The 23418-nt window shown below is 59.3% G+C and carries 29 protein-coding genes, 1 tRNA gene, 1 pseudogene and 1 other annotated feature; of the genes and pseudogenes, 18 read left to right on the top strand and 13 right to left on the bottom strand.

The features are described 5' to 3' along the window. The 4 genes and pseudogenes from IIY41_RS09055 to IIY41_RS09070 all read left to right on the top strand — a co-directional run. Positions 1 to 304 (top strand): annotated as a pseudogene (locus IIY41_RS09055) (hypothetical protein); the annotation flags it as partial. A gap of 115 nt (positions 305 to 419) precedes the next feature. Continuing rightward, complete coding sequence (locus IIY41_RS09060) at positions 420 to 1256, top strand: putative RNA methyltransferase (RefSeq protein WP_155202023.1); 837 nt, start codon at positions 420 to 422, stop codon at positions 1254 to 1256. A gap of 160 nt (positions 1257 to 1416) precedes the next feature. Then, positions 1417 to 2610 carry an FprA family A-type flavoprotein gene (locus tag IIY41_RS09065; protein WP_287400442.1) on the top strand — a complete coding sequence of 398 codons (1194 nt, stop codon included), beginning with the start codon at positions 1417 to 1419 and terminating at the stop codon, positions 2608 to 2610. Between the two features lie 88 nt (positions 2611 to 2698). Beyond that, on the top strand, positions 2699 to 2812 hold the full coding sequence (locus IIY41_RS09070; protein ID WP_009323825.1) for a rubredoxin-like domain-containing protein: 114 nt from the start codon (positions 2699 to 2701) through the stop codon (positions 2810 to 2812). A gap of 73 nt (positions 2813 to 2885) precedes the next feature. Here IIY41_RS09070 and spoIIP read toward each other — a convergent pair whose 3' ends face one another. Continuing rightward, the gene (spoIIP, locus tag IIY41_RS09075; protein WP_055080267.1) at positions 2886 to 4001 is read right to left on the bottom strand and encodes a stage II sporulation protein P; all 1116 of its coding nucleotides are present in this window, start codon (positions 3999 to 4001) and stop codon (positions 2886 to 2888) included. Positions 4002 to 4387: 386 nt separating this feature from the next. Between spoIIP and IIY41_RS09080 the strand changes: the two genes are divergently transcribed. Continuing rightward, entirely contained in the window at positions 4388 to 4912 is a 525-nt protein-coding gene (locus tag IIY41_RS09080; protein ID WP_009323829.1) for a CarD family transcriptional regulator, read from the top strand. Between the two features lie 287 nt (positions 4913 to 5199). On the opposite strand, the gene IIY41_RS09085 is transcribed toward IIY41_RS09080, so the two are convergent. Continuing rightward, entirely contained in the window at positions 5200 to 5814 is a 615-nt protein-coding gene (locus tag IIY41_RS09085) for a nuclease-related domain-containing protein (protein WP_287400580.1), read from the bottom strand. Positions 5815 to 5972: 158 nt separating this feature from the next. Here IIY41_RS09085 and IIY41_RS09090 point away from each other — a divergent pair, with 158 nt between their 5' ends. Both IIY41_RS09090 and IIY41_RS09095 read left to right on the top strand, forming a co-directional pair. Continuing rightward, positions 5973 to 6392 (top strand): bis(5'-nucleosyl)-tetraphosphatase, encoded by a 420-nt coding sequence (locus IIY41_RS09090; protein WP_287400445.1) that lies wholly within the window; start codon positions 5973 to 5975, stop codon positions 6390 to 6392. A 55-nt stretch (positions 6393 to 6447) separates the two neighbouring features. Beyond that, positions 6448 to 6524: transfer RNA gene (locus tag IIY41_RS09095), tRNA-Arg, on the top strand. A gap of 572 nt (positions 6525 to 7096) precedes the next feature. On the opposite strand, the gene IIY41_RS09100 is transcribed toward IIY41_RS09095, so the two are convergent. Both IIY41_RS09100 and IIY41_RS09105 read right to left on the bottom strand, forming a co-directional pair. Continuing rightward, entirely contained in the window at positions 7097 to 7819 is a 723-nt protein-coding gene (locus IIY41_RS09100; RefSeq protein WP_058723226.1) for an HAAS signaling domain-containing protein, read from the bottom strand. Beyond that, positions 7816 to 8160: a PadR family transcriptional regulator gene (locus IIY41_RS09105; protein ID WP_009323834.1), complete on the bottom strand. Its 345-nt coding sequence runs from the start codon at positions 8158 to 8160 to the stop codon at positions 7816 to 7818. The genes IIY41_RS09100 and IIY41_RS09105 overlap by 4 nt, the downstream gene beginning before the upstream one ends. Positions 8161 to 8486: 326 nt before the next feature. Between IIY41_RS09105 and IIY41_RS09110 the strand changes: the two genes are divergently transcribed. Both IIY41_RS09110 and IIY41_RS09115 read left to right on the top strand, forming a co-directional pair. Then, entirely contained in the window at positions 8487 to 9626 is a 1140-nt protein-coding gene (locus IIY41_RS09110) for an amidohydrolase family protein (RefSeq protein WP_055080264.1), read from the top strand. Between the two features lie 53 nt (positions 9627 to 9679). Continuing rightward, a complete protein-coding gene (locus IIY41_RS09115; protein WP_009323836.1) occupies positions 9680 to 10630 on the top strand; it encodes an L-lactate dehydrogenase in 951 nt (316 codons plus the stop codon). A gap of 64 nt (positions 10631 to 10694) precedes the next feature. Here the strand turns inward: IIY41_RS09115 and IIY41_RS09120 are convergent, their stop codons facing one another. The 6 genes from IIY41_RS09120 to IIY41_RS09145 all read right to left on the bottom strand — a co-directional run bounded on the left by IIY41_RS09120 (position 10695) and on the right by IIY41_RS09145 (position 16560). After that, on the bottom strand, positions 10695 to 11540 hold the full coding sequence (locus IIY41_RS09120; RefSeq protein ID WP_082431918.1) for an arylamine N-acetyltransferase family protein: 846 nt from the start codon (positions 11538 to 11540) through the stop codon (positions 10695 to 10697). A gap of 33 nt (positions 11541 to 11573) precedes the next feature. Then, entirely contained in the window at positions 11574 to 12272 is a 699-nt protein-coding gene (locus IIY41_RS09125; RefSeq protein ID WP_287400450.1) for a lysoplasmalogenase family protein, read from the bottom strand. Between the two features lie 91 nt (positions 12273 to 12363). Next, the gene (argS, locus tag IIY41_RS09130; protein WP_055080262.1) at positions 12364 to 14133 is read right to left on the bottom strand and encodes an arginine--tRNA ligase; all 1770 of its coding nucleotides are present in this window, start codon (positions 14131 to 14133) and stop codon (positions 12364 to 12366) included. 50 nt (positions 14134 to 14183) lie between these two features. Next, positions 14184 to 14609 (bottom strand): YwiB family protein, encoded by a 426-nt coding sequence (locus tag IIY41_RS09135; RefSeq protein ID WP_009323840.1) that lies wholly within the window; start codon positions 14607 to 14609, stop codon positions 14184 to 14186. Between the two features lie 21 nt (positions 14610 to 14630). Continuing rightward, positions 14631 to 15488, bottom strand: a complete 858-nt coding sequence (gene murI / locus IIY41_RS09140; RefSeq protein ID WP_050005513.1) for a glutamate racemase — start codon at positions 15486 to 15488, stop codon at positions 14631 to 14633. Then, positions 15481 to 16560 (bottom strand): D-alanine--D-alanine ligase family protein, encoded by a 1080-nt coding sequence (locus IIY41_RS09145; protein ID WP_050005512.1) that lies wholly within the window; start codon positions 16558 to 16560, stop codon positions 15481 to 15483. The genes murI and IIY41_RS09145 overlap by 8 nt, the downstream gene beginning before the upstream one ends. 415 nt (positions 16561 to 16975) lie before the next feature. Here IIY41_RS09145 and rpmG point away from each other — a divergent pair, with 415 nt between their 5' ends. The 9 genes from rpmG (at position 16976) to IIY41_RS09190 (ending at position 21412) form a co-directional block, all read left to right on the top strand. Then, on the top strand, positions 16976 to 17125 hold the full coding sequence (rpmG, locus tag IIY41_RS09150; RefSeq protein WP_009323843.1) for a 50S ribosomal protein L33: 150 nt from the start codon (positions 16976 to 16978) through the stop codon (positions 17123 to 17125). 18 nt (positions 17126 to 17143) lie between these two features. Then, a complete protein-coding gene (secE, locus tag IIY41_RS09155; RefSeq protein WP_009323844.1) occupies positions 17144 to 17389 on the top strand; it encodes a preprotein translocase subunit SecE in 246 nt (81 codons plus the stop codon). Between the two features lie 39 nt (positions 17390 to 17428). Continuing rightward, positions 17429 to 17959: a transcription termination/antitermination protein NusG gene (nusG, locus tag IIY41_RS09160; protein ID WP_009323845.1), complete on the top strand. Its 531-nt coding sequence runs from the start codon at positions 17429 to 17431 to the stop codon at positions 17957 to 17959. 144 nt (positions 17960 to 18103) lie between these two features. Next, a complete protein-coding gene (gene rplK, locus IIY41_RS09165) occupies positions 18104 to 18529 on the top strand; it encodes a 50S ribosomal protein L11 (RefSeq protein ID WP_009323846.1) in 426 nt (141 codons plus the stop codon). Between the two features lie 63 nt (positions 18530 to 18592). Beyond that, positions 18593 to 19288, top strand: coding sequence for a 50S ribosomal protein L1 (gene rplA / locus IIY41_RS09170; RefSeq protein ID WP_009323847.1), 696 nt, complete (start codon positions 18593 to 18595; stop codon positions 19286 to 19288). A 257-nt stretch (positions 19289 to 19545) separates the two neighbouring features. Beyond that, positions 19546 to 19685 (top strand) — a sequence feature (ribosomal protein L10 leader region). 27 nt (positions 19686 to 19712) lie between these two features. Further along, entirely contained in the window at positions 19713 to 20222 is a 510-nt protein-coding gene (gene rplJ / locus IIY41_RS09175; RefSeq protein WP_050005511.1) for a 50S ribosomal protein L10, read from the top strand. A 54-nt stretch (positions 20223 to 20276) separates the two neighbouring features. Continuing rightward, positions 20277 to 20648 carry a 50S ribosomal protein L7/L12 gene (rplL, locus tag IIY41_RS09180; RefSeq protein WP_009323849.1) on the top strand — a complete coding sequence of 124 codons (372 nt, stop codon included), beginning with the start codon at positions 20277 to 20279 and terminating at the stop codon, positions 20646 to 20648. Between the two features lie 135 nt (positions 20649 to 20783). Continuing rightward, on the top strand, positions 20784 to 21086 hold the full coding sequence (locus IIY41_RS09185) for a DUF2089 family protein (RefSeq protein WP_009323850.1): 303 nt from the start codon (positions 20784 to 20786) through the stop codon (positions 21084 to 21086). Further along, a complete protein-coding gene (locus tag IIY41_RS09190; protein ID WP_050005510.1) occupies positions 21086 to 21412 on the top strand; it encodes a hypothetical protein in 327 nt (108 codons plus the stop codon). The genes IIY41_RS09185 and IIY41_RS09190 overlap by 1 nt, the downstream gene beginning before the upstream one ends. Before the next feature lie 89 nt (positions 21413 to 21501). Here IIY41_RS09190 and IIY41_RS09195 read toward each other — a convergent pair whose 3' ends face one another. The 3 genes from IIY41_RS09195 to IIY41_RS09205 all read right to left on the bottom strand — a co-directional run bounded on the left by IIY41_RS09195 (position 21502) and on the right by IIY41_RS09205 (position 23215). Continuing rightward, a complete protein-coding gene (locus IIY41_RS09195; protein WP_009323853.1) occupies positions 21502 to 21696 on the bottom strand; it encodes a hypothetical protein in 195 nt (64 codons plus the stop codon). Positions 21697 to 21791: 95 nt separating this feature from the next. Then, positions 21792 to 22658 carry a DegV family protein gene (locus tag IIY41_RS09200; RefSeq protein WP_009323854.1) on the bottom strand — a complete coding sequence of 289 codons (867 nt, stop codon included), beginning with the start codon at positions 22656 to 22658 and terminating at the stop codon, positions 21792 to 21794. Between the two features lie 104 nt (positions 22659 to 22762). Next, positions 22763 to 23215 (bottom strand): MarR family winged helix-turn-helix transcriptional regulator, encoded by a 453-nt coding sequence (locus IIY41_RS09205; protein ID WP_117459940.1) that lies wholly within the window; start codon positions 23213 to 23215, stop codon positions 22763 to 22765. Between the last annotated feature and the right edge of the window lie 203 nt (positions 23216 to 23418).

Raw genomic sequence — 23418 nt, forward strand, 5'->3', positions numbered from 1 at the left:
CCGCCATAAGAGCGGCGGGCAGGGCCCGGCTGCAGCCAGCCAGGCGCCGCAGAAAAAAGAGAGTGCTCCGCAGGCGCAGCCCCAGCAGCCCCAAAAGGAGAAACCGGCAAACGGCGCGCCGCGCGGCAAGAACGGACGCGGCGAAAAAGCCGAGCACGCGCCCCGCGCTGAAAAGAGCGCAAAGTCTGCAAAAGAGGAGCCGCGCTTTTCCGAGGTGGACGACAGCATCCAGCTTATCGCACGTAGGGCCCCTGCACAAAAATATGCCAGCTTTGAAGAGTATATGAAGGCGCACGAAGAATAAGCACCGCGGATATACGGCAGGGCGCGGCGCGCCGGGCACACGCCCGCGCCGCGCCTTTTTTGCGCCTGCCGCACCGCGGCGCCGCCCGGAAAAACATGCGAAAGGGAGCGATACCATGGAGCTTTTCCGCTGCCCGGTGTGCGGGGCGCCGCTGACACGCGGCGCCCGCGTCCTGGTCTGTCCCAAACGCCACAGTTTTGACCTCGCGGCTGAGGGCTACGCCCATCTTCTGCCGGCTGCCCAGATGCACGCCAAAATCCCCGGCGACAGCAGGGAGATGGTGGCGGCCCGCCGCCGGTTTCTGGATACGGGCGGGTATGCCTGCTTTTCCGACGGGCTGAATGCGCTTGTCTGCAGCCTGCTTATGGAGCTGCCGGCTCCCTCATTGGTAGACGCGGGCTGTGGGGAAGGGTATTATACCGCCCGTCTTGTACAGGCGCTGCGCGCATCAGGCAAAACGCCGTCGGCGGCCGCGTTCGATATTTCCAAATTCGCGGTAAAGGCAGCGGCCAGGCGGGACAAGGCACATGCCGTGCAGTGGGCGGTGGCCAGCAGCTTCGCCATCCCTGTGGCCGATGCGGCGGCGGATTGCCTGGTCGATATTTTCAGCCCGGCCGCCGCACAGGAATTTGCCCGTGTGGTGAAGCCCGGCGGAGCATTCGTGTTTGCGGTGCCCGGCCCGCGCCACCTGTACGGCCTTAAGGAGGTGCTCTACGAGCGCCCTTACGAAAATACGGTGCAGGATGTCGCTTATCCCGGCTTTGCGCTGGAGCAGAGGATACCCGTACACAGCATGCTCACCGTGACGGGCAGCACGATCCTGGACCTGTTTGCGATGACGCCTTATTATTGGAAAACGCCCCGCTCCGGCGCTGAAAGGCTGGCCTCGCTGGATACGCTTACAACAGAACTGCATTTTGATTTTCTGGTCTACCGCCGGGCGCATGCGTGAAACGGCTGCCGGCACGGAACAGATAAAAGGTCTCCGGTACCGCGGTTTGCCGGAGATTTTTTGCATATACTAGAAGTGCGCGCCTGGCCCGGTCCTTGCGGCTTTCAACAAAATAAGATAAAATGTATGATGCAAAACCGATAAAAGGAGATTGGATTTTATGGGCGCTTTACAGGCGAAAGAAAACATCTGGTACGTGGGCGTGCAGGATCCCGGCCTGCGCGTGTTCGATATCATCATGCATTCAGACCACGGTACTTCCTACAATTCCTATATCGTGAAGGGCACTGAAAAAACGGTGCTGTTCGAGACGAGCAAGGAGCCGTTCTTTGAGGAGTTCCTTGCCAATATCCGCGAGGTGTGCGACCCGGCTTCTCTGGATTATATCGTCGTCAACCATACCGAGCCGGACCACACGGGCAGCATGAAGCGGCTGCTGGAGCTTGCGCCCGGCGCCACGGTGCTGGGCAGCGGAACGGCGCTGACGTTTTTGAAAGAGATCGTCAACGGCCCGTTTCCGTCCCGCGCCGTCACGGAGAAGGACAAGATTGACCTGGGCGGTCTGACGATGAAATTCCTCAGTGTGCCCATGCTTCATTGGCCCGACAGCATGTATACGTACATCCCGGAGCTGAAAGCCCTGTTTACCTGCGACAGCTTTGGCTGCCATTATGCCGACCCGCGCGTATTCAACGACCTCATCGACGGCGATTTCACTCCCGCGTACAAATATTATTTCGACCACATCATCGGGCCGTTCAAAGACCCGTTCATGCGCAGCGCACTGGATAAGATCGGCAGCCTGCCCGTGGAGTTTGTGGGCAACGGTCACGGCCCCGTGCTGCGCAGCGGCGTGCAGAAGTATTTTGATATGTACCGCACCTGGTGCCGGCCTGAACAGAGGCCGGAAAAAGTGGTGGCAGTTGCCTACGTTTCCGCTTACGGCTATACGCGCCGCCTGGCCGAGCACATCCACGACGGCTTGAAGGAGGGCGGCGTGCGTGTGGAAATGTACGACCTCGTCTCCGACGACACCGCCGCTGCAAAGGCCGCGGTAGCCGCGTCGGACGGCTTTTTGCTGGGCAGCCCCACGCTGGTCGGCGACGCGCTGCCCCCGGTGTACGAAATGTTTCTTGGCCTGAACCCAATCATCCACAAGGGCAAGCCGGCGGGTGCGTTCGGCAGCTACGGCTGGAGCGGCGAGGCGGTTCCCAATCTGACTGCGCGCATGCAGCAGCTTCGGCTGAGCCTGCCGCTGGAGGGCATGCGTGTGCGGTTCTGCCCCACGCAGGAGGACCTGGCCGCAGCCGTACAGTTCGGCCGGGATTTTGCCAAAGCCGTGCGCGGTGAATGATTCTTTTTTAAAAACTATTGCATTATATTCTTAATTGGTATATAATATCAATAGAACAAAACGAAATGAATAAAAGGAGGTTTGGATTATGAAAAAATGGAGATGCACGATTTGCGGCCAGACATTTGAGGGCGACGTTCCTCCCGTGCCGTGCCCCGTTTGCGGCGCCGGTGAAGAGGCCTTTGAAGAAGTGGCGGAATAAGACTGTACCCAAAAAAGCCCCGTGCGTATGCGCGGGGCTTTTTGCGTGGCCGGAGGGCTTATATCGGGCGCATTCAGCCCTCCGCAAACAAAGCAGCCAGGGCCTGCCCCACCAGGCGTCCGGAGTATTTGGCCTCTTCCAAAGTATTGGCATGGCCGCCCATCTCAATGAGCAGGCTGCCGGTCGTAAGATCCTGATTGTAATAGCGGTAGTCGAACAGCACAGGCCGTGTGAGGCCGGGGAACATGCTTTCCATCTTATCCTGCCAGCGGCTGGCAAAGCGGAGGTTCTGTTTAAAATTGGGCAGATTGCCGTCCACGTCTGCGCCGCAGATGATCATGACCTGGGCAGCCTTCATGCCGCCGATGTCCGCCACGGGCTTGACACGGGTGCCGTCGTCCCGCTGGATGGCGTCGCGGTGGACGTCCAGCACCACCTTGATGCTGGGATACCGCTCCAGATAGCTGCGTACGGTGGCGTTGCTTTTGGCGTAGCTGCCGTTGTAGCTTGGGTAATCGTGCAGGGTGGTGTCGTGCAGGGTGTTTACGCCCGCCGCGTTGAGCTGGGCGGCCATTTCGGCTCCTACTGCGGCCATATTGACAGAAAGATCCGTGCTGCGGGCGGAAAACGCCGGATCGCACCAGTTTTTTTCCTCCAGTTCGTAGGTTTCTGTGGTGTGCGTGTGCATAATGAGTACCTGAGGCTCCGCGCTGTTCAGCTCCACCTGGAACGGAAGCGTCTGCATCATTTCCGCGGCTACCTCGCTGTCAGGCAGGTCGGTGCTGTTGCGCACGGTGGCTGCACCGCTGGAAACATAGCCCGCACCCGCGCCCTGCTCGTAATGCGCTTCCAGCAGCGGGGCCATGCCATCGGGAATGGGGCCGTCCGGTACGGAGGAAGCGCCGGAAGATACGCTTTGCGCTTCGCTCTGAGGCAGCATTTCCTCCTCGGTCGGGCCCACCGTCCAGAAGCCTGCCTCGGGATCGTCCTCATCGATAGGCTGCGCTGCGGGCACTGCGTCCTCGTCCATGGCGTCGTCCAGCACTCGCCGGGTTGCGGCCAGCGCTGCATTCGGCGCGCACAGAATGCTGCTGAAATACGCGGCAGCCTGCGGGAGGGAAAAGGACGGCGCGGCGAAGGCCGTGCTGCCCAGCGTGGCCAGCGTCAGCAGGCCCGCCAGCACGGGCATTACAATATGCCGCCTTCTGCGCCGCTTGTACATTTTGACATCACCTCATGCAATTTATATGCATAGGGGGTGGGGAAAAGTCCGGCCCGGATAAAATTTTGGACAGGCTGTCCGCCCGGTTTCGGAGGGCGCGCGGCGGAGAGAAAAAACTTCCGCTTACAATTGGGGGCAAAATGTGGTATACTATAAACAGGAAATGCCGCAGCGGCGGCAAAACGGGATACTGAAAAATTGCAGCGTGTGGTTTTGAGGAACGTAAGTCCGGCTGTCAAAACCGCACGCTGTTTTGATTTTTGGCGGAGCGAAGCGCAGGGGAGGGAGCACGGCGCGGCGCGTCCGCCTGTTCGGGACGAAACGGGTGGAGTGGTTTTACAGGAGGGAATACGATGTTTCAAAAAGGCGATTTGATCGTGTACGGGAATATGGGCGTATGCCGTGTGGAGGCTGTGGAGGCTCCGGCGGGGCTGCCGGGCGCCGGCGAAAAAAAGCTGTATTATAAGCTGGACCCTGTGTACGAAACAGGCACGGTATATATTCCTGTGGACGCCAAGGTGTTTATGCGGCCCATTCTGACGCATGCCCAGGCAGAGGCGCTCATCGGCCGGATCCCGGAGATTGAGGAGAACCCATGCGGCGGGAAGGATCAGCAGATGCTGGCCGAGCACTACCGTTCGCTCATGCGCACGCACGACTGCGACGATTTGGTGCAGCTTATCAAGACGATCTACGGCAAAAACAGGGAGCGTACGGCGCAGGGCAAAAAGCCCGCACGTACCGAGGCCGAATATATGAAGCGTGCCGAGGAGCTGCTTCATGGTGAGCTGGCCGCCGCGCTGGGCATCACGCCTGAGCAGGTGCCGGGCTATATCGCGGCCGAGGTGGCGCAGGCGGGCTGCGGCGCTGAAACCTGAAAGAAAAAAACTGCGCGGCGCGCGGGAACGGAAGCGTCCCGCACCGCGCAGCTTTTTGCAAAGGGAAAGCCCCCGTGTGGTGAGCACGGGGGCTTTTAGGGGTATCTCTCTTGGTGTGAGGAGGAATCATGTGCAGGAACCCGGATTGCGGCTTCCGTGTCCCTGTGATTGTATTATAGAAAAGAATTGCGTAAGGTTTGTTAAACCGCTGTGAACAAACTGTAAATAGTTTTGCCCGGCTTTTCAAATCTGCCACGGTTTGCTATAATAGGACAAGACGGCGGGCCTCAGCCCTCTACGACCCACTTCTTGACGGCGTCCACGGTCTGGGGAATATCGACGCCCTTGTCCTGCTCGTACTTGCTCTTGCCCAGCAGCGCCTTGAAGTCCTTCAGCGTGTAGTGGCCCGTGCCGCGCGGCAGCGCAAGGGTCGCTTTTTTATTGGTGAAAACGCACACGGTCTCCACCTGGATGCCGCGCAGGTTCGCAGTAAACAGCGTGTCACGCACCAGGCGGGTATCGGCCTCTGCGGCGCGCATGGGGTTTTCAAACGAGATGCGCTTTTCCGCGTCCACCTGCAGCCACATCGGGTCGCCGGGGTTGCCGTAGATCTGGCCGCCCAGCCCCACACATTTTACGCACAAAAGGCCGAACCAGCCGACGATGATGAAATCAAGGTCGGCAAATTTGCCGTCCTTGGCAATCTGCGCGGGGGCGATGACCTGATACTGGTGCAGCGCCGCGAAACGGCGGGCCGCGCTCAGGGCTTTTGCGTTTTTTTTCGCGCCGTCCAGGTTTTTGGCTTTCCGCGGCGTTTCTGTGCCTTCGTCCCGGCTTTTGACAAAAAAGAAATAAACGGCCACTGCAGCGGCGATAACAAGGAGCAGAAGCAACAGATCCATGAGAGTCAAAGTGAAAAACCTCCAATAAAACAAAAATACCGCGCAGCGCAAGGCTGCGCGCAGTAAAATCCTCTTACAAGTATACCAAAGCCCGCGCCAAAACACAATTCCCGGCGGCGCACGAAACGTAAATTTATTTTGAACTGAGGAAAAAGAACATGAAACATGAGAAATCCTGCGGGGCGATCTGCTATACCCGCGAAGAAGGCGCGCCCCGCGTGCTTGTCATCTGCCACCGCTATGGCGGCCACTGGGCTTTTCCGAAAGGCCATGTGGAAGCCGGTGAGAGCGAGGAAGAGACCGCCATGCGCGAGGTGCGCGAAGAAACGGGCGCGCAGGTGCGCGTGCGTCCGGGCTACCGCGAGGTGACGACCTATTCGCCCGCAAAGGGCGTGATAAAGGATGTTGTGTTCTTTGTGGCCGAGATCACCGGCGGCACGCTGCGGGCCCAGCCGGAGGAGGTGCGGGCAGTTTGCCTGCTGCCGCTGGAGGAAGCACAGCGCCGGCTGACTTATGCCGCCGACAAGGAATTGCTGGAAAAGGCAAAAAATATGATTCTGGACGAAAAAAACGGTTGACAACCGTGTTCGACTATGATAACATATATGATGCACTCCAAAAGCGGAGTGGTATGCGCTGCTAGCTCAGTTGGATAGAGTGTTTGGCTACGAACCAAAAGGTCAGGGGTTCGAATCCCTTGCAGCGCACCACAGGAACGGTATCCCGGTTGGGATGCCGTTTTTGTTTTTTGGGAAAAAGTCGTTCTTATGTGCTGCAAGGGATTCGAACCCGAAAGGGACGAGCCCGTGAAGAAAACGTGCCGGTGGCACGTTTTTAGGGCGAGGGGCCGCAGCGGCTACGCCGCAAGGCCGGCAGACGCGCAAGCGGCTGCAAAATCCCTTGCAGCGCACCACAGGAACGGTATCCCGGTTGGGGTGCCGTTTTTGTTTTTCAACGATATTTTGCACTGGAAAGACACTTCAGCGTGCAGCCGTGTCCACGGAACCCGTTCCGCAGGAACGGTGGGATATACAGTTTTTTGTCATACACGAGTGCTATAATAAAGTGATAACAATGAAGTAAATACAAAAGGGAGGCTCGCGGATGGGATGGTTTTTGCTGATTGGCGCACTGGCCGTTACGTTCGTTGTTTATTGCTGCCTCATTGTGGGGAGCGATTCCTTTCAGGACAGACGCAAATAGGCTTGCGGACGGCGCAGAGCCGAAAAATATAGAAACCCGTCCCCGGCCGGGGACGGGTTTTCCATATCTTCGTTTGACGTTATTGCCTCGGGGACGCGGTCTTCCGGCGGCGCGCTGCAATGCACAGCGTTACCACGGGAAGCCAGAAACTCGGAAGCAGCATCAGGTTGAACAGCTGGAACAGCAGCGTTTTCCAGGACAATACAGCGGCGCCCGCCGCGGAGGCAGCCTGCCACAATGACAATATGCCCAACAGGAGCCAGCACAGCAAAGCGGCGGCGGAAAACATCAAAGCAAGCGTATGCTTTGCACGCGGCCCGTTTTGCCCCCAGCGCAGCAGCACGCAGGCGGCGCAGCATCCCAGAATGAAGGGAACGGCGAGCCACAGCGGTGTGAGCACCGGGGCGAGAAGATTTGCAGCGCCTGTTATAAAAATGGCCGTCGGCCCGTCTGCACCGCCGATAACGCCCATGCCGGAGCTTTGAAAATAAAAAAGCAGAAAGGGAAGAATGGAAAGCAGTGCTGCTCCGCCCGCCAGTATCGCCGCAATAAGGAACACCCAGCGCCAGGGGCTGCCTTTGGGAAGAAGCTGATCCTGCATTTCCTCGTTAAAGCCCGCGGCAACCTCCTGCGGCGTGCCCATCTCCGCGATGATCTCATCGATGCTTTGTCCTTTTTCCAGCCGGGCGTGGATATCGGTGCCGATGTCGCCGTTGATGCGCGCTTTTGCTTTCAGAGGCAGGCGCAGCTCCCGTTCGATGGCATTGACATAGCGCTTGATCTTTTTCTCCTGTTTCGTCATAACTGCTCCTCCCTGTCAAATCCGTCCACGCAGTCCGCGAAGGCGCGCCATGCTTTGCGTTGTACGGCATAAGCCGCATGACCCTCCGGCGTGGCCGTGTAGTATTTTTTCGGTGCGGTGCGGCCCCCGCTGGTACGCCATTGCGCTTCGATAAGCCCATCGTCTTCCAGCCGGTACAAAATGGGATACAACGTGCCTTCCTTCAGCGCAAAAAGCCCGTTGCTGCGCCGGGCCATGCTGCCCAGCAGCTCGTAGCCGTAAGTAGGTCCCGCACACACCAGCCCCAGTACCAGCATTTCCAGCGCGCCCTTTTTCAACTGTCGTTCAAAGCGCGATTCCATCCGCTCCCCTCCGTTCTGGTTTTATACCTAGTATTACTAAACACTAATATAGCATAAACTCTGGGAAAGTCAAGACCGTTCTGGAACCGGCGCGCGGGTTTTCAGCCGGGGCCGGCGCCTGTGCTTTTGGTGCAGGCGGTGCAGCAGAGCGGGAAGTGTGGTATAATAACCTCAAGCCCGCCGCTTACGCGGCTGCGCGCATTTCATGCGCTGATGCGCTTTCGCGCATGGGCTTGAGAGCATTAAACCATGCAAAACCGCAGCAGGCGCGGTTTTGTTGGGGCCGCTTCGCGGCGGAGATATTTGACTTACCGGGAGGGATACCATTGCAGCTGTTCGATGCGCATATGCACTATTCTGATACCCATGGTCCGGCCTTTGATGCGGTGCGGGAGCGCCACGGCGTCGGGGCCTGTACGCTGGCGTGTATTCCGCAGATGGGCGTATGCTCCACCGTGCCGGATGCGCTTTATTACAAAGCAGTGCATCCGGAGGGAACTGTCTATGTGATGGGAGGGTTGGAACGCAGCGCCTGGTTTCTCCACGAGGGAGATGCGGCGGCGCTGGGCGAAGATCTGGTCGCGCAGGCCGGGGCGCTGCTGGCCGCAGGCTGCGACGGCATCAAGCTGCTGGAGGGCAAGCCCGATATCCGGCGCAATTTTCCCATTCCGGATTTCGATACTCCGGCATGGGAACCGTTCTGGCGCTGGGCAGAGGAACAGCGCGTGCCCATTCTGTGGCATGTGAACGACCCGGAGGAGTTTTGGGACGCCTCCCGCATCAATCCCTATGCGAAAAGCGAGGGCTGGTTCTACGGCCCGGAAACCATCAACAATGAGGAGCAGTACCGTCAGGTGTTTGCGGTGCTGGCATGCCACCCGGGCCTGAGGCTCCAGCTGGCGCACCTGTTTTTCTTTTCGGCGCAGCTGCCGCGGCTTTCGGCGCTGCTGCGGCGTTACCCGGAGGTGCGGGTAGACCTGACGCCCGGTATCGAGCTGTACACGAACCTTGCCGGAGATATTCCTGCTGCACGGGCATTTTTTGAAGAATTCGGCACGCGCATCCTCTATGGCAGCGATATCGGCTCCCGTGCCTCCATCGCGCAGCCGCCCCGGCCGCTGGACAGCAGCGAGAGCGCCGCGCGGGTGGACGTGATCCGCACGTTTCTGGAAACGCCGGAGAATGAACCCTATACGCTGCTGCCGGACGGCAGATATCTGTTCCGCATCGCACCCACGCCCATGCGCGGATTGGGCCTTCCATCCGAGGCGCTGGAGCAGGTATACGGCGGCAACGCACGAATGTTCCTGGGCCGTGCGAGACCGGTGGATGCCGCAAAAGCCGCGTCGCTGGCACACAGCTTTGCCGCCGGCGTGGAGGCGCTGCATGCAAGGGAGCTGTTTTTGGCGGCGGATGCGGCCCCGCTGCGGCAAAAGGCCGTGCAGCTGCAGGCGTTGGCGGAGTAAGCGGGCGCAGTCCGCCGCATACTAATACAGAACATGGAAAAGGGGAGAGCGAAATGAAGACAGACAAACGCAAGGTTGCTCTGGTAGGCTGCGGCATGGTGGGCATGAGCTATGCCTACGCTATGCTGAACCAGAACGTATGCGACGAGCTGGTGCTCATCGACGTGGACAAAAAGCGCGCAGAGGGGGAGGCCATGGATATGAACCACGGGCTGGCCTTTTCCGGCAGTAATATGAAGATCTTTGCGGGGAGCTACGACGATTGCGGCGATGCGGACATTGTGTGCATCTGCGCAGGTGTGGCGCAAAAGCCCGGCGAAACGCGGCTGGACCTTTTGCAGCGCAATGCCGCCGTCTTCAAAAGCATCATTGACCCGGTGACGGAGAGCGGCTTCAACGGGCTGTTCCTTGTAGCTACAAACCCGGTGGACATCATGACACGCATTACCTGCGCGCTGTCGGGCTTCAATCCAAGGCGCGTGCTGGGCACAGGAACGGCGCTGGACACCGCGCGTCTGCGCTATCTGTTGGGCGATTATTTTCATGTGGACCCGCGCAACATGCACGCCTATGTGATGGGTGAACACGGCGATTCGGAATTTGTTCCCTGGAGCCAGGCCATGCTGGCCACAAAGCCTGTGCTGGAGCTGTGCCGCCAGTCCGGCGGGCGCTATTGCAGCGAGGAACTGGATAAGATCGCTGAAGAAGTGCGCACGGCCGCCTACAAGATCATCGAAGCCAAGCGCGCCACCTATTACGGCATCGGCATGGCGCTTACACGCATCACGCGGGCGGTGTTCGGCAACGAAAGCAGCGTACTGACGGTATCCGCCATGCTGCGGGGCGAATACGGCCAGAAAGACGTATTTGTGGGCGTACCCTGCATTGTGAACCGCAGCGGCATCCAGCGTGTGCTGGAGCTGAACCTCTCCGAGGAGGAGCAGGCACGGTTCAGCGCTTCCTGCGAGACGCTGCGGGAGAGCTATGCCGGACTGAAGCTATAAACAGAAGAAAAGAAAAAGAAGCAGACGGCTCTGTGCCGTCTGCTTCTTTTTTGGCCCGGAAGGGTCAAAGCGCCGCGTCCTCCGGCGCGCGCAGCCCAAAAACGTCCCACAGCACCTGCGCGGTTTCTGCGCCTGGCGCAACGGAGCGGGAACGGGCCACTGCGCCCTTACGATACCATGTCAGCTTGCTGTCGCGCAGTGACAAATGAGCATCCGGTAAAAAAATAGAGGCCCGCACCGTTTTGTTGAAAGGCGACATCGGATGCACGTCGCAAAAAAGGCTGGGCATAATAAAGTCGATGTCGAGCTGCGGTTCCTCGGTAAAGCCATACAGCCGGCGCCAGGCTCCGCCCGGCGACCGTTTCCACAGGACCCAGCCCCAAAAGGCGTCGCGGGAAAAGCGGTATTCCGTCACGCCGTCCCATTGCGCTTCGCTCTCGGCCAGCACAAGCGGCGCGCGGGGGCCTTCGCTGTTCATGCCTGTTTCGGTGAGATACCGCTTCCCCTCCAGCGTTACGACGAGCACACGGTGGCGGCGCATCTGGATGCCGGCCTCCGAAGGATAGATGAAACGGCCCGCATAGCTGGTGACCTGGTATCCCAGCGAACACAGCAGCCAGCAGAACAGGCCGTTCAGCTCGAAGCAGAGGCCGCCGCGGCGCTTTTCCACGATTTTTTCAAACAATGCTCCGTGTTCCAGAGCGGTGATCGCGCCGCGCAGGAGGTCCAGGTTTTCATAGGGCACATGCAGCAGATGTGCGGACTGCAGGCGGCGCAGCGTTTCCAGCGTGGGAGGAGGAGGGACGGCGTCACGCAGGCCGATGCGGTCAAGATAGCGCAGGATCTGTTCGGGCGGCATCGGTGTTTCGGAGAGCAGCGCGTCCTCCGCGCAGATGGGTCGGTTCGGCATTGTAAAAGCTCCTTTGATGATTTTCCGCAGCACTCATACCGAGAGCGCCAGGCACAGCATGCCCAGATAATAGGCAGCCAGATTTACCGCACGCAGCGCTTTGCGCGGCCTGACATAAAAATAAACGAACAGCAGCACCGCGTCCGAAATGAGGAACAGCGCGGCCCCCACGGCAGCCAGCGCGCCGCGCCGTCCGCCGCAGGCAAAGCCGAACGCTGTGCCGCGGGCGCACATCAGCCCTACGCAGAGCGAGTACGCCAGAGCGGGCAGCTCCATGTGCATGCGCCGCAGCTTGAAGCGTTTGTGCCGCGCGCAGGCAGCCGTCACGGCCAACGCGGCCAGCGGAGCGGCGGCGTCCCACAGTGTGAAGCGCGGTCCGCCCGGCATGGCCAGCGTGAACAGCACGCAGAACCCTGCGTGGGCCAGTGTGAAAGCGCCCACTCCCAGCAGGAACCAGCGGCCGAAAAAGCCCGCGTGGTTATTGGCCAGCCCCAGCAGCACGTCTCCGGCCAGGCACAGCACAAAGCAGGGCAGAAGCCCCCGGAAATACGCATCTACCGTGTGTCCGCCCAGCAGGTACGCCGTGGCGGCTATGACAAGGAACCCGCAGCTTACAGCGGCCTTTACCGCCGTATAGCGGTTGAAATGGCGGCGGGAATATGCCACGCAGAGCAGCGCGGCCAGCCCGCCCAAATAGATGAGGGAAAGCAGCGTCAGCACAGCGGCAGCCATAGCCGCCTCCTTCCCGGCCCTCAGGCCGTGTTTTTTGCATGAAAACGAAAAACGCCGGGCGCGGTTTTCAAACCGGCCCGGCGTTTTTGTGTCACATGCTTTCGGGCACGGTGATCTTCAGCAGGGTAAGCGCGTTGGAGATGACGTTTTTCGTAGCGGTGCACAGTGCAATGCGCGCCTGGCAAACGCAGTGCTCGGCGTCCTTTACGCGGCAGGAATTGTAGAATTTGTGGTAGCGGTTGGCCAGCTCGGTGACGTAGCGCGTGATGCGCGCCGGGTCATAGCTTTTGGCCGCGGAAATGATTTCGCCGGGAAAGTCTGCGATATGGCGGATCAGTTCCTTTTCCGCGGGCTCTGTCAGCAGCGTCAGATCCGCCTTGTCCGCGCCCTCGAACACGATGCCGTCTTCGGCCAGCTTTTTCAGGATGCTGCAGATGCGGGCATGGGCGTACTGCACATAATACACCGGATTTTCGCTGTCCTGCGCCACGGCCAGGTCCATATCAAAGTCCATTACGCTGCCCGGCTCCCGCAGGTTGAACTGGAAGCGGGCGGAGTCGATGGGGACCTCGTCCAGAAGCTCCGCCAGCCCGATGGCTTTTCCGGTGCGCTTGCTCATGCGCACCGGCTGGCCGTCCTGCATCAAACGCACGAACTGCATCAGCACGATGTCCAGCTTTTCGCCGTCTAGGCCGATGGCGTCCATGGCGCCTTTCATTCGGGCCACGTGGCCGTGATGGTCTGCGCCCCATACGTCGATGGCGCGGGAGAAGCCGCGCACCGCGAATTTGTTGTAGTGGTAAGCGATATCCGCCGCAAAATAGGTGGGCACGCCGTTGGCGCGCACCAGGACTTCGTCCTTATCCTCGTCCGTCACTTCGCCGTCCAGGCCCTTGCGCGTCACCTTGTTGCCGCCGTATTTCTCGGCGTACTGCATGGAACGGTACCAGATGGCGCCGTCTTTTTCGTAGGTGGCGCCGCGTTCGGCCAATTTGTCCAGCATTTCCCGGATGGCGCCGGATTCGTGCAGCGTGGTCTCGCTGAACCAGACGTCGTAATTCACGCGGTATTTGGCCATGTCGTCCTTAAGCCCCTGCACGTTCAACGGCAGCGCAAAAGCCGCGATATCCTTCTGCAGTTCCTCAAAAGGCTTTTCCATATAGACGTTCCCGTGCACGTCTGCAAATTTCTGTGCCAGCACACGGATATCCGCACCCTGATAGCAGTCCTCGGGGAAAGGTACGGCGTCCTCGCCCCTGAAGATCTGAAGGTAGCGGACGGCAAGGCTCTTGCCGAACTTGAGGATCTGGTTGCCCGCGTCGTTGATGAGAAACTCCCGTGTGACGTCATAGCCCGCCCAGTCCATGGCGGCGGCGAGGCAGTCGCCCAAAGCGCCGCCGCGGGCGTTGCCCAGATGCATCGGACCCGTAGGGTTGGCCGAAACGAACTCCACATTCACCTTTTCACCTTTGCCGTAGCTTGTGCGGCCGTAGTCCGCGCCGGCTGCGTTGGCGGCTAAAACTACGTCGGCAAACCAGCCCGGGGCAAGGAACAGGTTGATGAAGCCGGGGCCCGCGATCTCCACGCGGCTGAAATGCGTTTCCTCCAAAGCGGGCATCGCAGCGGCCACGGCCTCGGCGATTTTACGCGGGGGCATACCGAATACGCGCGCGCCCGCCATGGCGAAGTTGGAAGCCAGGTCTCCGTTCTTCACGTCGTTCGGCACCTCCACCACAAAGGCGGGCAGCTCCTTTTCCGGCAGGCTGCCGTCCGCCATAGCGGCGCGGGCAGCGGTCTCCAGCAGCCCGCGGGCCTCGTCCATAGCGGCCTGTTTCGGGTCGAAATGTTTAAAATCCTGCATTTTTTCAAAACTCCTGTCCCTTTGAATTCCTGTTATACCGGCGCGCCCCGTCAGTTGGCGGGCTTGACGGTGATCTTTACAATGTTGCGGCTCACGGCGGCGGTGTCCATGTCCAGCAGATAGCTGAAGCGGACGGTGCCGCCCTCGTCGGAAAGGCGGCTGTGGATCTCGTCCGCGGCCACGCCCAGGCTCAGCGAACCGTGGCCCGTCTCGTAATGGCACACATGCCGCCGGCCCTTTTCTATGACGAGCTGGCTGGGCGCCGGGCCGAAGCGCAGCATGCTCACCTTGTGTGAATCTTCCACCTTTACGGTGGTCACACAGCCTGCATAGCCTGTGGCCTCGGTTTCTTTGTAGCTGATGAAGAAGCTGCCGTTGCGCTTGACAAAGCTGCCCCGCGTCATCAGCTTCACACTGTCGCTTTCGCCGTCCTGCTCCATGGTGCCGTGGATGGTGATGAGATAATCTTCCTTCATACAGGGTCATCCTTTTACTTTTTACGTTGAGGCGCCTTGCTCCACGGGATAACCGTCCACGCTGATGCGCGTCACGGGCCCGCCCGCGTATTCGCCCAAAAACCAGTCCGAAAGCTGGGCGAAGCTCTCGGTGGTGTCGCTTACATAATAGCGTGCCGTGCCCGCGCGGCCCTCCCGCAGCAGCCCGGCGGAGGCCAGCGCGTCCCGTGCGGCCAGCGCGGTTTCCCGCCCGGGGTCGATGAGCGCCACTTCGGGGCCCATCAGATCCGCGATGATGGGCGCGATGAGCGGGTAGTGCGTGCAGCCCAGGATCAGCGTATCCACGCCCGCGGCCCTTATGTCCTTCAGGTAATCCCGTGCCACAAGGCGCGTCACGGCGTTGTCTGCGCCGAAATACCCGTTTTCCACCAGCGGCACGAACAGCGGGCATGCGGTGGCTACGATGCGCGCGCCGGGCATCAGCGCGGCGATGGCCGCGTTGTAGCTGCCGCTCTTAACGGTGGCGGGCGTACCGATGACACCGATGAGCCCTGTTCTGGTGGCGCGTACGGCGGCGGCCGCCGCGCTCTGCACCACGCCCGTATAAGGCACGGGCAGCGTGCGTGTGTAAGCCTCGGACAGCGTGCTGCTCACGGTGCCGCAGGCGGCCATCACATATTTCACGTTTTGTTCCAGAAGGAATGCGATGTCCTGCTTTGCGTACCGTACAATGACATCTACGCCGCGGGTGCCGTAGGGCACCCGGCCCGTATCGCCGAAATAGACGATGTCCTCGCCGGGCAGGATGCGCCGCAGCTCGCGCACGGCCGTCAGCCCGCCCAGGCCGGAATCGAACACGCCGATGGGAGCGCCGCGCCCCGGCGCGTTTCGCTCAGTCATGGACGCCGCCCGCCCTTTCCAGCGCCAGCGTGATCAGGCTGTCCAGCAGGCCGGGATACGTCTCGCCCGCCGCCAGCATCAGCTTGGGATACATGCTGATGCTGGTAAAGCCCGGCAAGGTGTTGATCTCGTTGAGCAGCACGCGCTGTGTGCCGTGCTCCACAAAAAAGTCCACGCGGGCCAAACCTTTGCAGCACAGCGCCCGGTAGGCGCGCACGGCCAGGTCCCGCACCTCGTCCAGCTTTTCCGGCGCAAGCTGCGCCGGGATGGCCACCCGGCTGGTGCCGGAGATGTATTTGTCATCGTAGGTGTAAAATTCGGCGCTGGCCAAAATTTCGCCGGGATGGGTGCCGGAGACTTCGTCGTTGCCGCGCACCGCGCATTCTACTTCCTGCCCCTGTACGAACCGCTCGAACACCACGCGGGAATCGTGCTGCAGGGCGAGGTCCACGGCCGCCTCCAGCTCCGCCATGTCCCGCGCCTTGGAGATGCCCACGCTGGAGCCCGCGTTGGCGGGCTTGACGAAAATGGGCCAGCCCAGTTTTTCCGCCGCGCGCCGGGCAATGGCCGCCAGCTCCGGCCGCTGCCAGCGCTCCATGCAGTCCCATTCACAGCGGGGAATGCCCGTTGCATCCATCACACGGTTGGCAATGATCTTATCCATGCACACCGCGCTGCCCAGCACGCCGCAGCCCACATAGGGCAGGCCGGCCAGCTCCAGCAGGCCCTGTATCGTGCCGTCCTCGCCGTTTTTGCCGTGCAGAACGGGAAACACCACGTCCACGGGCAGGCTGCGGCAGACGCCGTTTTCAAACGCCACAAGCCCCGCCAGCCCGCTGCCCGGGCAGATGGCTGCGGGCACATTGCCGGAGTGGCGCTCCCAGGCGCCGCTGCAAAGGTCCTCCACAGGGCCGGAGTACAAATACCAGCGCCCGTCTTTCGTGATGCCCACGGGCAGCACATCGTATTTTTCCGTGTCCAGATTGTTCAGCACGCTGGTCGCGCTCATGCGCGATACCTCGTGCTCGCTGGACGCGCCGCCGAACAGTACGGCGACTTTCAATTTCTTCAAAACACTCCACACCTTTCCTCGGGCCGCCGTGGAATAAAGCCCTGGGGCAGGCGCCTGAAAACCCGCGTGCACAAAACGCCCTGCTTTCAGACCGCCCGGAGAAAGGCTTTCGGGACGGACCGCTGCGCGGCAGCACGGCTGTTTTGCCGTGCTGCCCGCATGGTATCACTTGTATGCTGCAATCGTAGCCTTTATAATACCATACAATGGTTGATTTTAAAAGACGGCGCGGCAAATTTTGACGCGCGGCGGAAAAAGCCCGGAAAACGGCCCCGCAGGCGAAAAAATCCCTTGACGCGGGACTGTGTGCTGTGCTATGATGGTTGTACCTCTTTTGCAGGTCTATTTTTTTGTGCGCATTTTTCGATGCGCCGCCTGCGGCAAGAGGGAGGCTATTTGATGGAGGTGCCGAAAAATGAGAGTGAAGATCACCCTTGCCTGCACGGAGTGCAAACAGCGCAACTACAACACCAAGAAGAACAAGAAGAACAGTCCCGACAGGCTCGAGATGAAGAAGTATTGCCGCTTCTGCAAAAAGCATACCGTTCACCGCGAGACGAAGTAAGAAAGGCGGACATGCAACATGGCTGACAAAACCGAGAAAAAGTCCAAAGGCTTTTTCGCTGGCGTGAAGCGCTTCTTCGGACGCATCGGCAAGTTTTTCCGCGATACCGTGAGCGAGATGAAGAAGGTCGTATGGCCCTCGAAAAAGCAGATCATCAACAACACCGTCGTGGTGGCTGTCGTGGTGGTCGTGGCCGCGGTACTCATCATGGTCCTGGACGCTGTGTTCGGCTTCGGGCTGAACCAGTTGCTGAAGGGCGTGTGACCGTCCGCACTTTTAAAGCAGAAAGCGGGGTTTTGACAAATGGCAGAGGATAGAGACACCGAGGCGCGCTGGTATGTGGTGCACACCTACTCCGGCTACGAAAACAAGGTTGCGCAAAACCTTGAAACCATCGTGGAGAACCGGCGCCTGCAGGAGCTTATCCATGAGGTAAAGGTCCCCGTGGAGCTGGTGCCCGACATCAAGGACGGCAAGGAGCGCGAGGTGGAGCGCAAGCTCTTCCCGGGTTATGTGCTCGTCAAAATGGTGATGACGGACGACAGCTGGTATATCGTGCGCAATACGCGCGGCGTCACGGGCTTTGTCGGCCCGTCGTCCAAGCCCATCCCCCTCACCGACGAGGAAGTGGATAAGCTGGGCGTGGACGTACGCGAAGTGAGCCTCGATTACGCCGTGGGCGACAACGTTCAGATCATGAACGGCCCGCTGGAAGGCTTCATCGGTATCGTGGAGGGCATCGATACCGACGCGAAAAAGGTAAACGTAAAGGTTTCCATGTTCGGCCGCGAAACGCCGGCGGAGCTGGACTTTACACAGGTGAAACCCCTGTAAGCCCTGAAACGTTTTTCCGGTAAGAGCACGCGCTGCAAGGCGCTGTTTCTTATAGAGCGCGCGAAGGGTATCGCGCGTTCGTGGGAGGGCCTTGGCAATCCGGCCAAAGCCCGCAACTTACCACAATTTTTGGAGGTGCACAAAATGGCTCAGAAAGTAACGGGGTATATCAAACTCCAGATTCCGGCCGGCAAAGCTACCCCGGCTCCCCCTGTTGGCCCTGCGCTTGGCCAGCACGGCGTGAACATCATGGCGTTCACGAAGGAATTCAACGAGCGCACGCAGAAGGATATCGGTTACCTGATTCCTGTCGTCATTACGGTCTATGCGGACCGTTCCTTCAGCTTCATCACCAAGACGCCCCCGGCGGCTGTCCTTATCAAGAAGGCTGTCGGTATCGAGAGCGGTTCCGGCGTGCCCAACAAGACGAAGGTCGCGTCCATCACGAAGAAGCAGCTGGAGGAGATCGCCAGCACCAAAATGCCCGACCTGAACGCGGCGAACCTGGAGACGGCCATCAGCATGATCGCCGGCACCTGCCGCAGCATGGGCGTTACGGTCACCGACTAACTGTCCGCATAACAACCTTACCATTAGTGGGAGGATCATTCCGTATTACCACAGGAGGATATTATGAATCACGGTAAACATTATGTCGACAGCAAAAAGCTTGTCGACCGTACAAAACTGTACGACACCGAAGAGGCTCTGGCGCTGTGCTGCCAGACCGCCAAGGCGAAGTTCGACGAAACGGTCGAGCTGCATGTGCGTTTGGGTGTTGACAGCCGTCACGCGGACCAGCAGGTGCGCGGCGCCGTCGTGCTGCCCAACGGCACCGGCAAGGACGTGCGCGTTATCGCCATCGCCAAGGGCGACGCCGCCAAGGCCGCTGAAGAGGCGGGTGCGATGATGGTCGGCGACGCCGATCTGGTCGCAAAGATCCAGAACGAAGGCTTTATCGATTTTGACGTGCTGGTCACCACGCCCGACATGATGGGCCTGGTAGGCCGTCTGGGTAAGGTGCTCGGCCCCCGCGGCCTGATGCCGAACCCCAAGGCCGGTACGGTCACGCCCGATGTGGGCCGCGCCGTTACCGAGGCGAAGGCCGGTAAGATCGAGTACCGCTTGGACAAAGCCAACATCATCCATGTGCCCATCGGCAAGGCGTCTTTCGGCGCCGAGAAGCTGGGCCAGAACCTGTCCGTTGTGATGGAAGCCATCGTCAAGGCGAAGCCCGCCGCGGCGAAAGGCCAGTATATCAAGAGCGCTACCGTGGCGTCCACGATGGGCCCCGGCATCAAGCTGAACAGCGCAAAGTTCGGCGGCTGAGCTGCAAACTGAAAAAGCGCGCTCCTGCTGATTTTCAACATCGGCAGCAAAATGCGCGCGAACGCGCGGCTTTGGCAACACGGCCGGCGCGTATCTTCCGGCGCATCTACGCGGAAAAGCGCGGAACGGTTTTATGCGAATAAAACCGCAGCGTTTCCGGCTTTTCGGGTTTCGCTGCGCAAGCTGCGGGAAATCGACGGGAACGCCGGGAGAAGCACAGAGTGAATTTGCCCCTTGACGCGCGCAAAACTCTGTGTTAAAATAATAAAGCTGTTTTAAAGACAGCAGGTGCTTTTGCATAAAGGGTTTCGCCCGCCTGCCGAGAAACGCGAAAAAACATTTAATTGTATTTTTTTGCCTCTTTCTCGCAAGGGAAAGAGGCTTTTTTATGTGCTTACACACAATTGAAACGAGGTGAAATGATTTGCCAAGTGAGAAAATTTTGAGCGAGAAACAGGCTTATGTTGCCGCCCTGCGTGAAAAGCTGATGAATTCTGTTGCCGGCGTTGTCGTCGAATATAAGGGTATCAGCGTTGCGGACGACACCAAACTGCGCGCCGAACTGCGCGCGGCAGGCGTTGAGTATGCCGTTGTGAAAAACACCATGCTGCGCCTGGCTATTAAGGACTCCGACCTCGCCGGGATGACGGACGCCCTGACAGGTTCCACCGCCCTCGCGATCTCGAAAGAAGATCCCATTGCTGCCGCCCGTATTCTGAACAAGTTTGCGGAAGGCTCCAAGAAGGGCTTCGCCCTGAAGGCCGGCTACATGGAAGGCCAGGTCATGGATGTTGACGCCGTCAGCGCCATCGCCAAGCTGCCCGACCGTGAAGGCATGCTGTCCATGTTCGCAGGTGCCCTTACCAGCACCCTCAGCGGTCTGGCTGTGGCCATGCAGGCTTATGTGGATAAGCAGGAAGAACCAGCGGCATAATTTCGGCCGCACCCAAACACAAAACAACACTAAAATAAAATTGGAGGTATTATCATGGCTTCTGAGAAAATCACTGCCATTATCGACGAGATCAAAGGCCTGTCCATCCTGGAGCTGAAAGAGCTCATCGACACCTATTGCGAAGAATTCGGCGTTTCCGCTGTTGCCGCTGCTCCGGCTGCCGCCGCTGCCGCTGCTCCCGCCGCCGAGGAGAAGACGGAGTTTGACGTTGTGCTGGCTGAAGTCGGCGCCAACAAGATGGCCGTCATCAAGACCGTTAAGGAAGTTACCGGTCTGGGCCTGAAGGAAGCGAAGGACCTGGTCGACAACGCTCCGAAGACGCTGAAGGAAGCTGTTGCGAAGGACGCTGCCGAGGAAATGAAGAAGAAGCTGGAAGATGCCGGCGCCAAGATCGAACTGAAATAAGTTTGGTTTTTCCAAGCCCCCGCTGCAGGACGCAGCGGGGGCTTTTCTGATTCATGGAGTTTGTGAAAATATAAATTTAATATTGACTTTAATAAAATTAAAATATATATTTAATATAGTGAAAGGAGGCGCGCTATGGCAATTGAAACGGTTCCGGAGTGGATGGCCGGGCTGGAGGATGAGGACGTGGCGTTCATCAAAAAATTCCTGCTGGCCTCCGGCAGCCTGAAGGAAGTGGCCGGGCTGTACGGGGTCACTTATCCCACGGTGCGCCTGAGGCTGGACAGGCTCATCCAAAAAATACATTTGAGCGAAGATACAGCGGCAGACCCGTATGTGGCGCTCGTCAAGAGGTTGGCCGTGGCGGACAAGCTGGATTTTGATACCGCCAAACTGCTGATCCAGAGCTACAAAAAAACGAAAGGGGAGGATGCGTAATGGCAATCATAACGACGCTGGTCGGTCTGGGCGTTCTGCTGGTGTTCACAGTGCTGGGCTGCGTGCTGGAGGTTTTTCTGGCCAGGAGGGAGAGCATATGGCCGGGACTGGCCCTGCCTATCCTCGCCGGCCTGTATGCGGTGGTGATGGCGCTGAGCTATACAGCTGCGCCGGATACACCCTGGAACCAGGTGTTGGGCGGCGTGCTGGCGGTATTCCTGGTTTCGGGCATCCCGGCTTTTTTGCTGCTGATGGTGTTCTTTATCTGCCGCAGTGGCAGGCGCCGGAAAAAGCAGCTGGAAAAAATGAATGTGCAGGATCTGTGATGCCGGCCTGCGGCGGCATACTTTGCATACAAAGAGAAAGACGCCCCGTACCGGGTCATCCGGTACGGGGCGCCGTGCTTTTACGCAGGTCATTTATTTTTCGGATGCAAAAGGTTCGTGATGCCGCCCAGAAGCAGAAAGCCGCCGATGATGCCGGCCTGCACGCGGAAGGAGCCGCCTTTTAAAAAGGGCAGGATCTCCCATGGGCTAACTGCGAAAAACACAAAAATAAGCCCGAGGACCAGCAGCAGGGCTGCTCCGAGAATGCGTTTGTTTTTTGGCAATGAAAGCCCTCCTCTGTTCGGGGAACCTTCCCCGCTGAGATACGGTTTCATAGTACCAGCTTTGCGGTAGAGCTGTCAAGTGGGCGGAGCCTGCACTACTCTGTTTCACCGGGGAACGGTTCATTGGCAAAAAAGGCGATGCCGCAGGCGCCCGGCCCCGCATGGGTGCCGATCACAGTACCGATGGCCTGCACCATCGGCTTTTGCAGATGCAGGTTCTGCGTTACATAGCAGGCAAAGGGGCCGACGCCCTTGGGGCTGCCGGAATAGCCGACTACGACGGGCCATGCTTCATCAATGCCGCCGCACCGGTCGATTCCTTTAAAAATGGCGACATATGCGCCGGGCATGCCGCGGGCTTTGTCCACCATGCCCAGCTTGCCGCGGGCGTCCAGAGAAAGCACGGGCTTGATGCCCAGCAGGCCGCCGGCGATGGCAACCGCGCCGGAAAGGCGGCCGCCCTTGTGCAGGTATTTCAGCGTGTCCACTACCGCATACAGGCGCAGATGGGTACGGGCGGTCTCCAGATCGGCTACGATGTCCATGGCGGAAAAGCCCTCGGCAACACGCTGAACGGCACGCCGCACCAGAAGCTGAAGCCCCAATGTGGCGCTGCGGCTGTCGACGATATAGATGTTGTCATATTCTGCTTCTTCTTTGGCGATCTCAGCGCTTTGGCAGGTGCCGGAGAGCGCTGCAGACAGCAGCACACAGATCACGGTGTCGCCCGCCGCCTTGGCGGCAAGAAAGTGGGAAAGAAACAGCTCCGGGCTGGGCTGGCTGGTGGTGGGCAGTTTATCGGCCGCTGCCAGCATGTCGTAAAAACGCTCCAGGGGCAGGTCTATCCCATCCTGATAGTGGGCGTCGCCGAAGCTGACGGTGAGCGGTACCACGGCCACGCCCAACGCGGCGGCGTCCGCCATGGAAAAATCTGCGGTGGAATCGGTGAGGATGCGGATCATAGTATCTTCTCCTGTTCTTCTATGGGGCGTGCGTCCCCCCTCCGGGGCCGCACGGGATGGAGCACCTGCCCGGAAAATGGCTCGCCGGGCCGGTGCGGCGGCTGTCACAATTCTGCAAAAAAAGCGTGCAGGGAGGCGAGCGCGGTGGAGAGCGCCGCTATTTCGGCCTCGCTCAGGCGGGCGGCTGCGCGGGCGACCAGTGTTTCGTGGAATGCCGCGTGGCTTTCCAGCGCGGACCGCGCGGCAGGTGTCAGCGCCACCGTCACGCGGCGCTTGTCCCGGCTGCCGCGGGAGCGGACGAGATATCCTTTCTGCTCCAGCGTTTTGACAGCCACACTCAGCGTGCCGGAGGTGATGGAAAGATGTGCGGCAACCTCCGCCATGCCCGCTGCGCCGGATGCGTCGACAGACGACTTTTCCACGGCTTCCAGCACATGCATCTCGGAAACAGAGAGGTTTTTGCATGGCCCTTTGCGGATGCTGGCCTCCTCCAGACGGAGGATATCATTGAATACATTGACCAAAAAACCGTTCAGCTGCGCTTCATGCTGTGTCATTGCGGGCCTCCTTCAGGTGAATAGTTTGAAATTCAAACAAAATCGATTATACGTCTGGTAAAGCCGAAAGTCAAGAAGATATTTTGATATTCAAAATTTATTTACAAAGCAAACGGTTTGCTTTGGAGGGAAGACAACAGGCTTTTCCTTGACAAAGAAGCGGCAGAGGCGTAAACTGATATTTACTAAATTAGTAATTTAGT

Source organism: Ruthenibacterium sp. (genome assembly GCF_017421385.1).
Lineage (GTDB): Bacteria > Bacillota > Clostridia > Oscillospirales > Ruminococcaceae > Ruthenibacterium > Ruthenibacterium lactatiformans.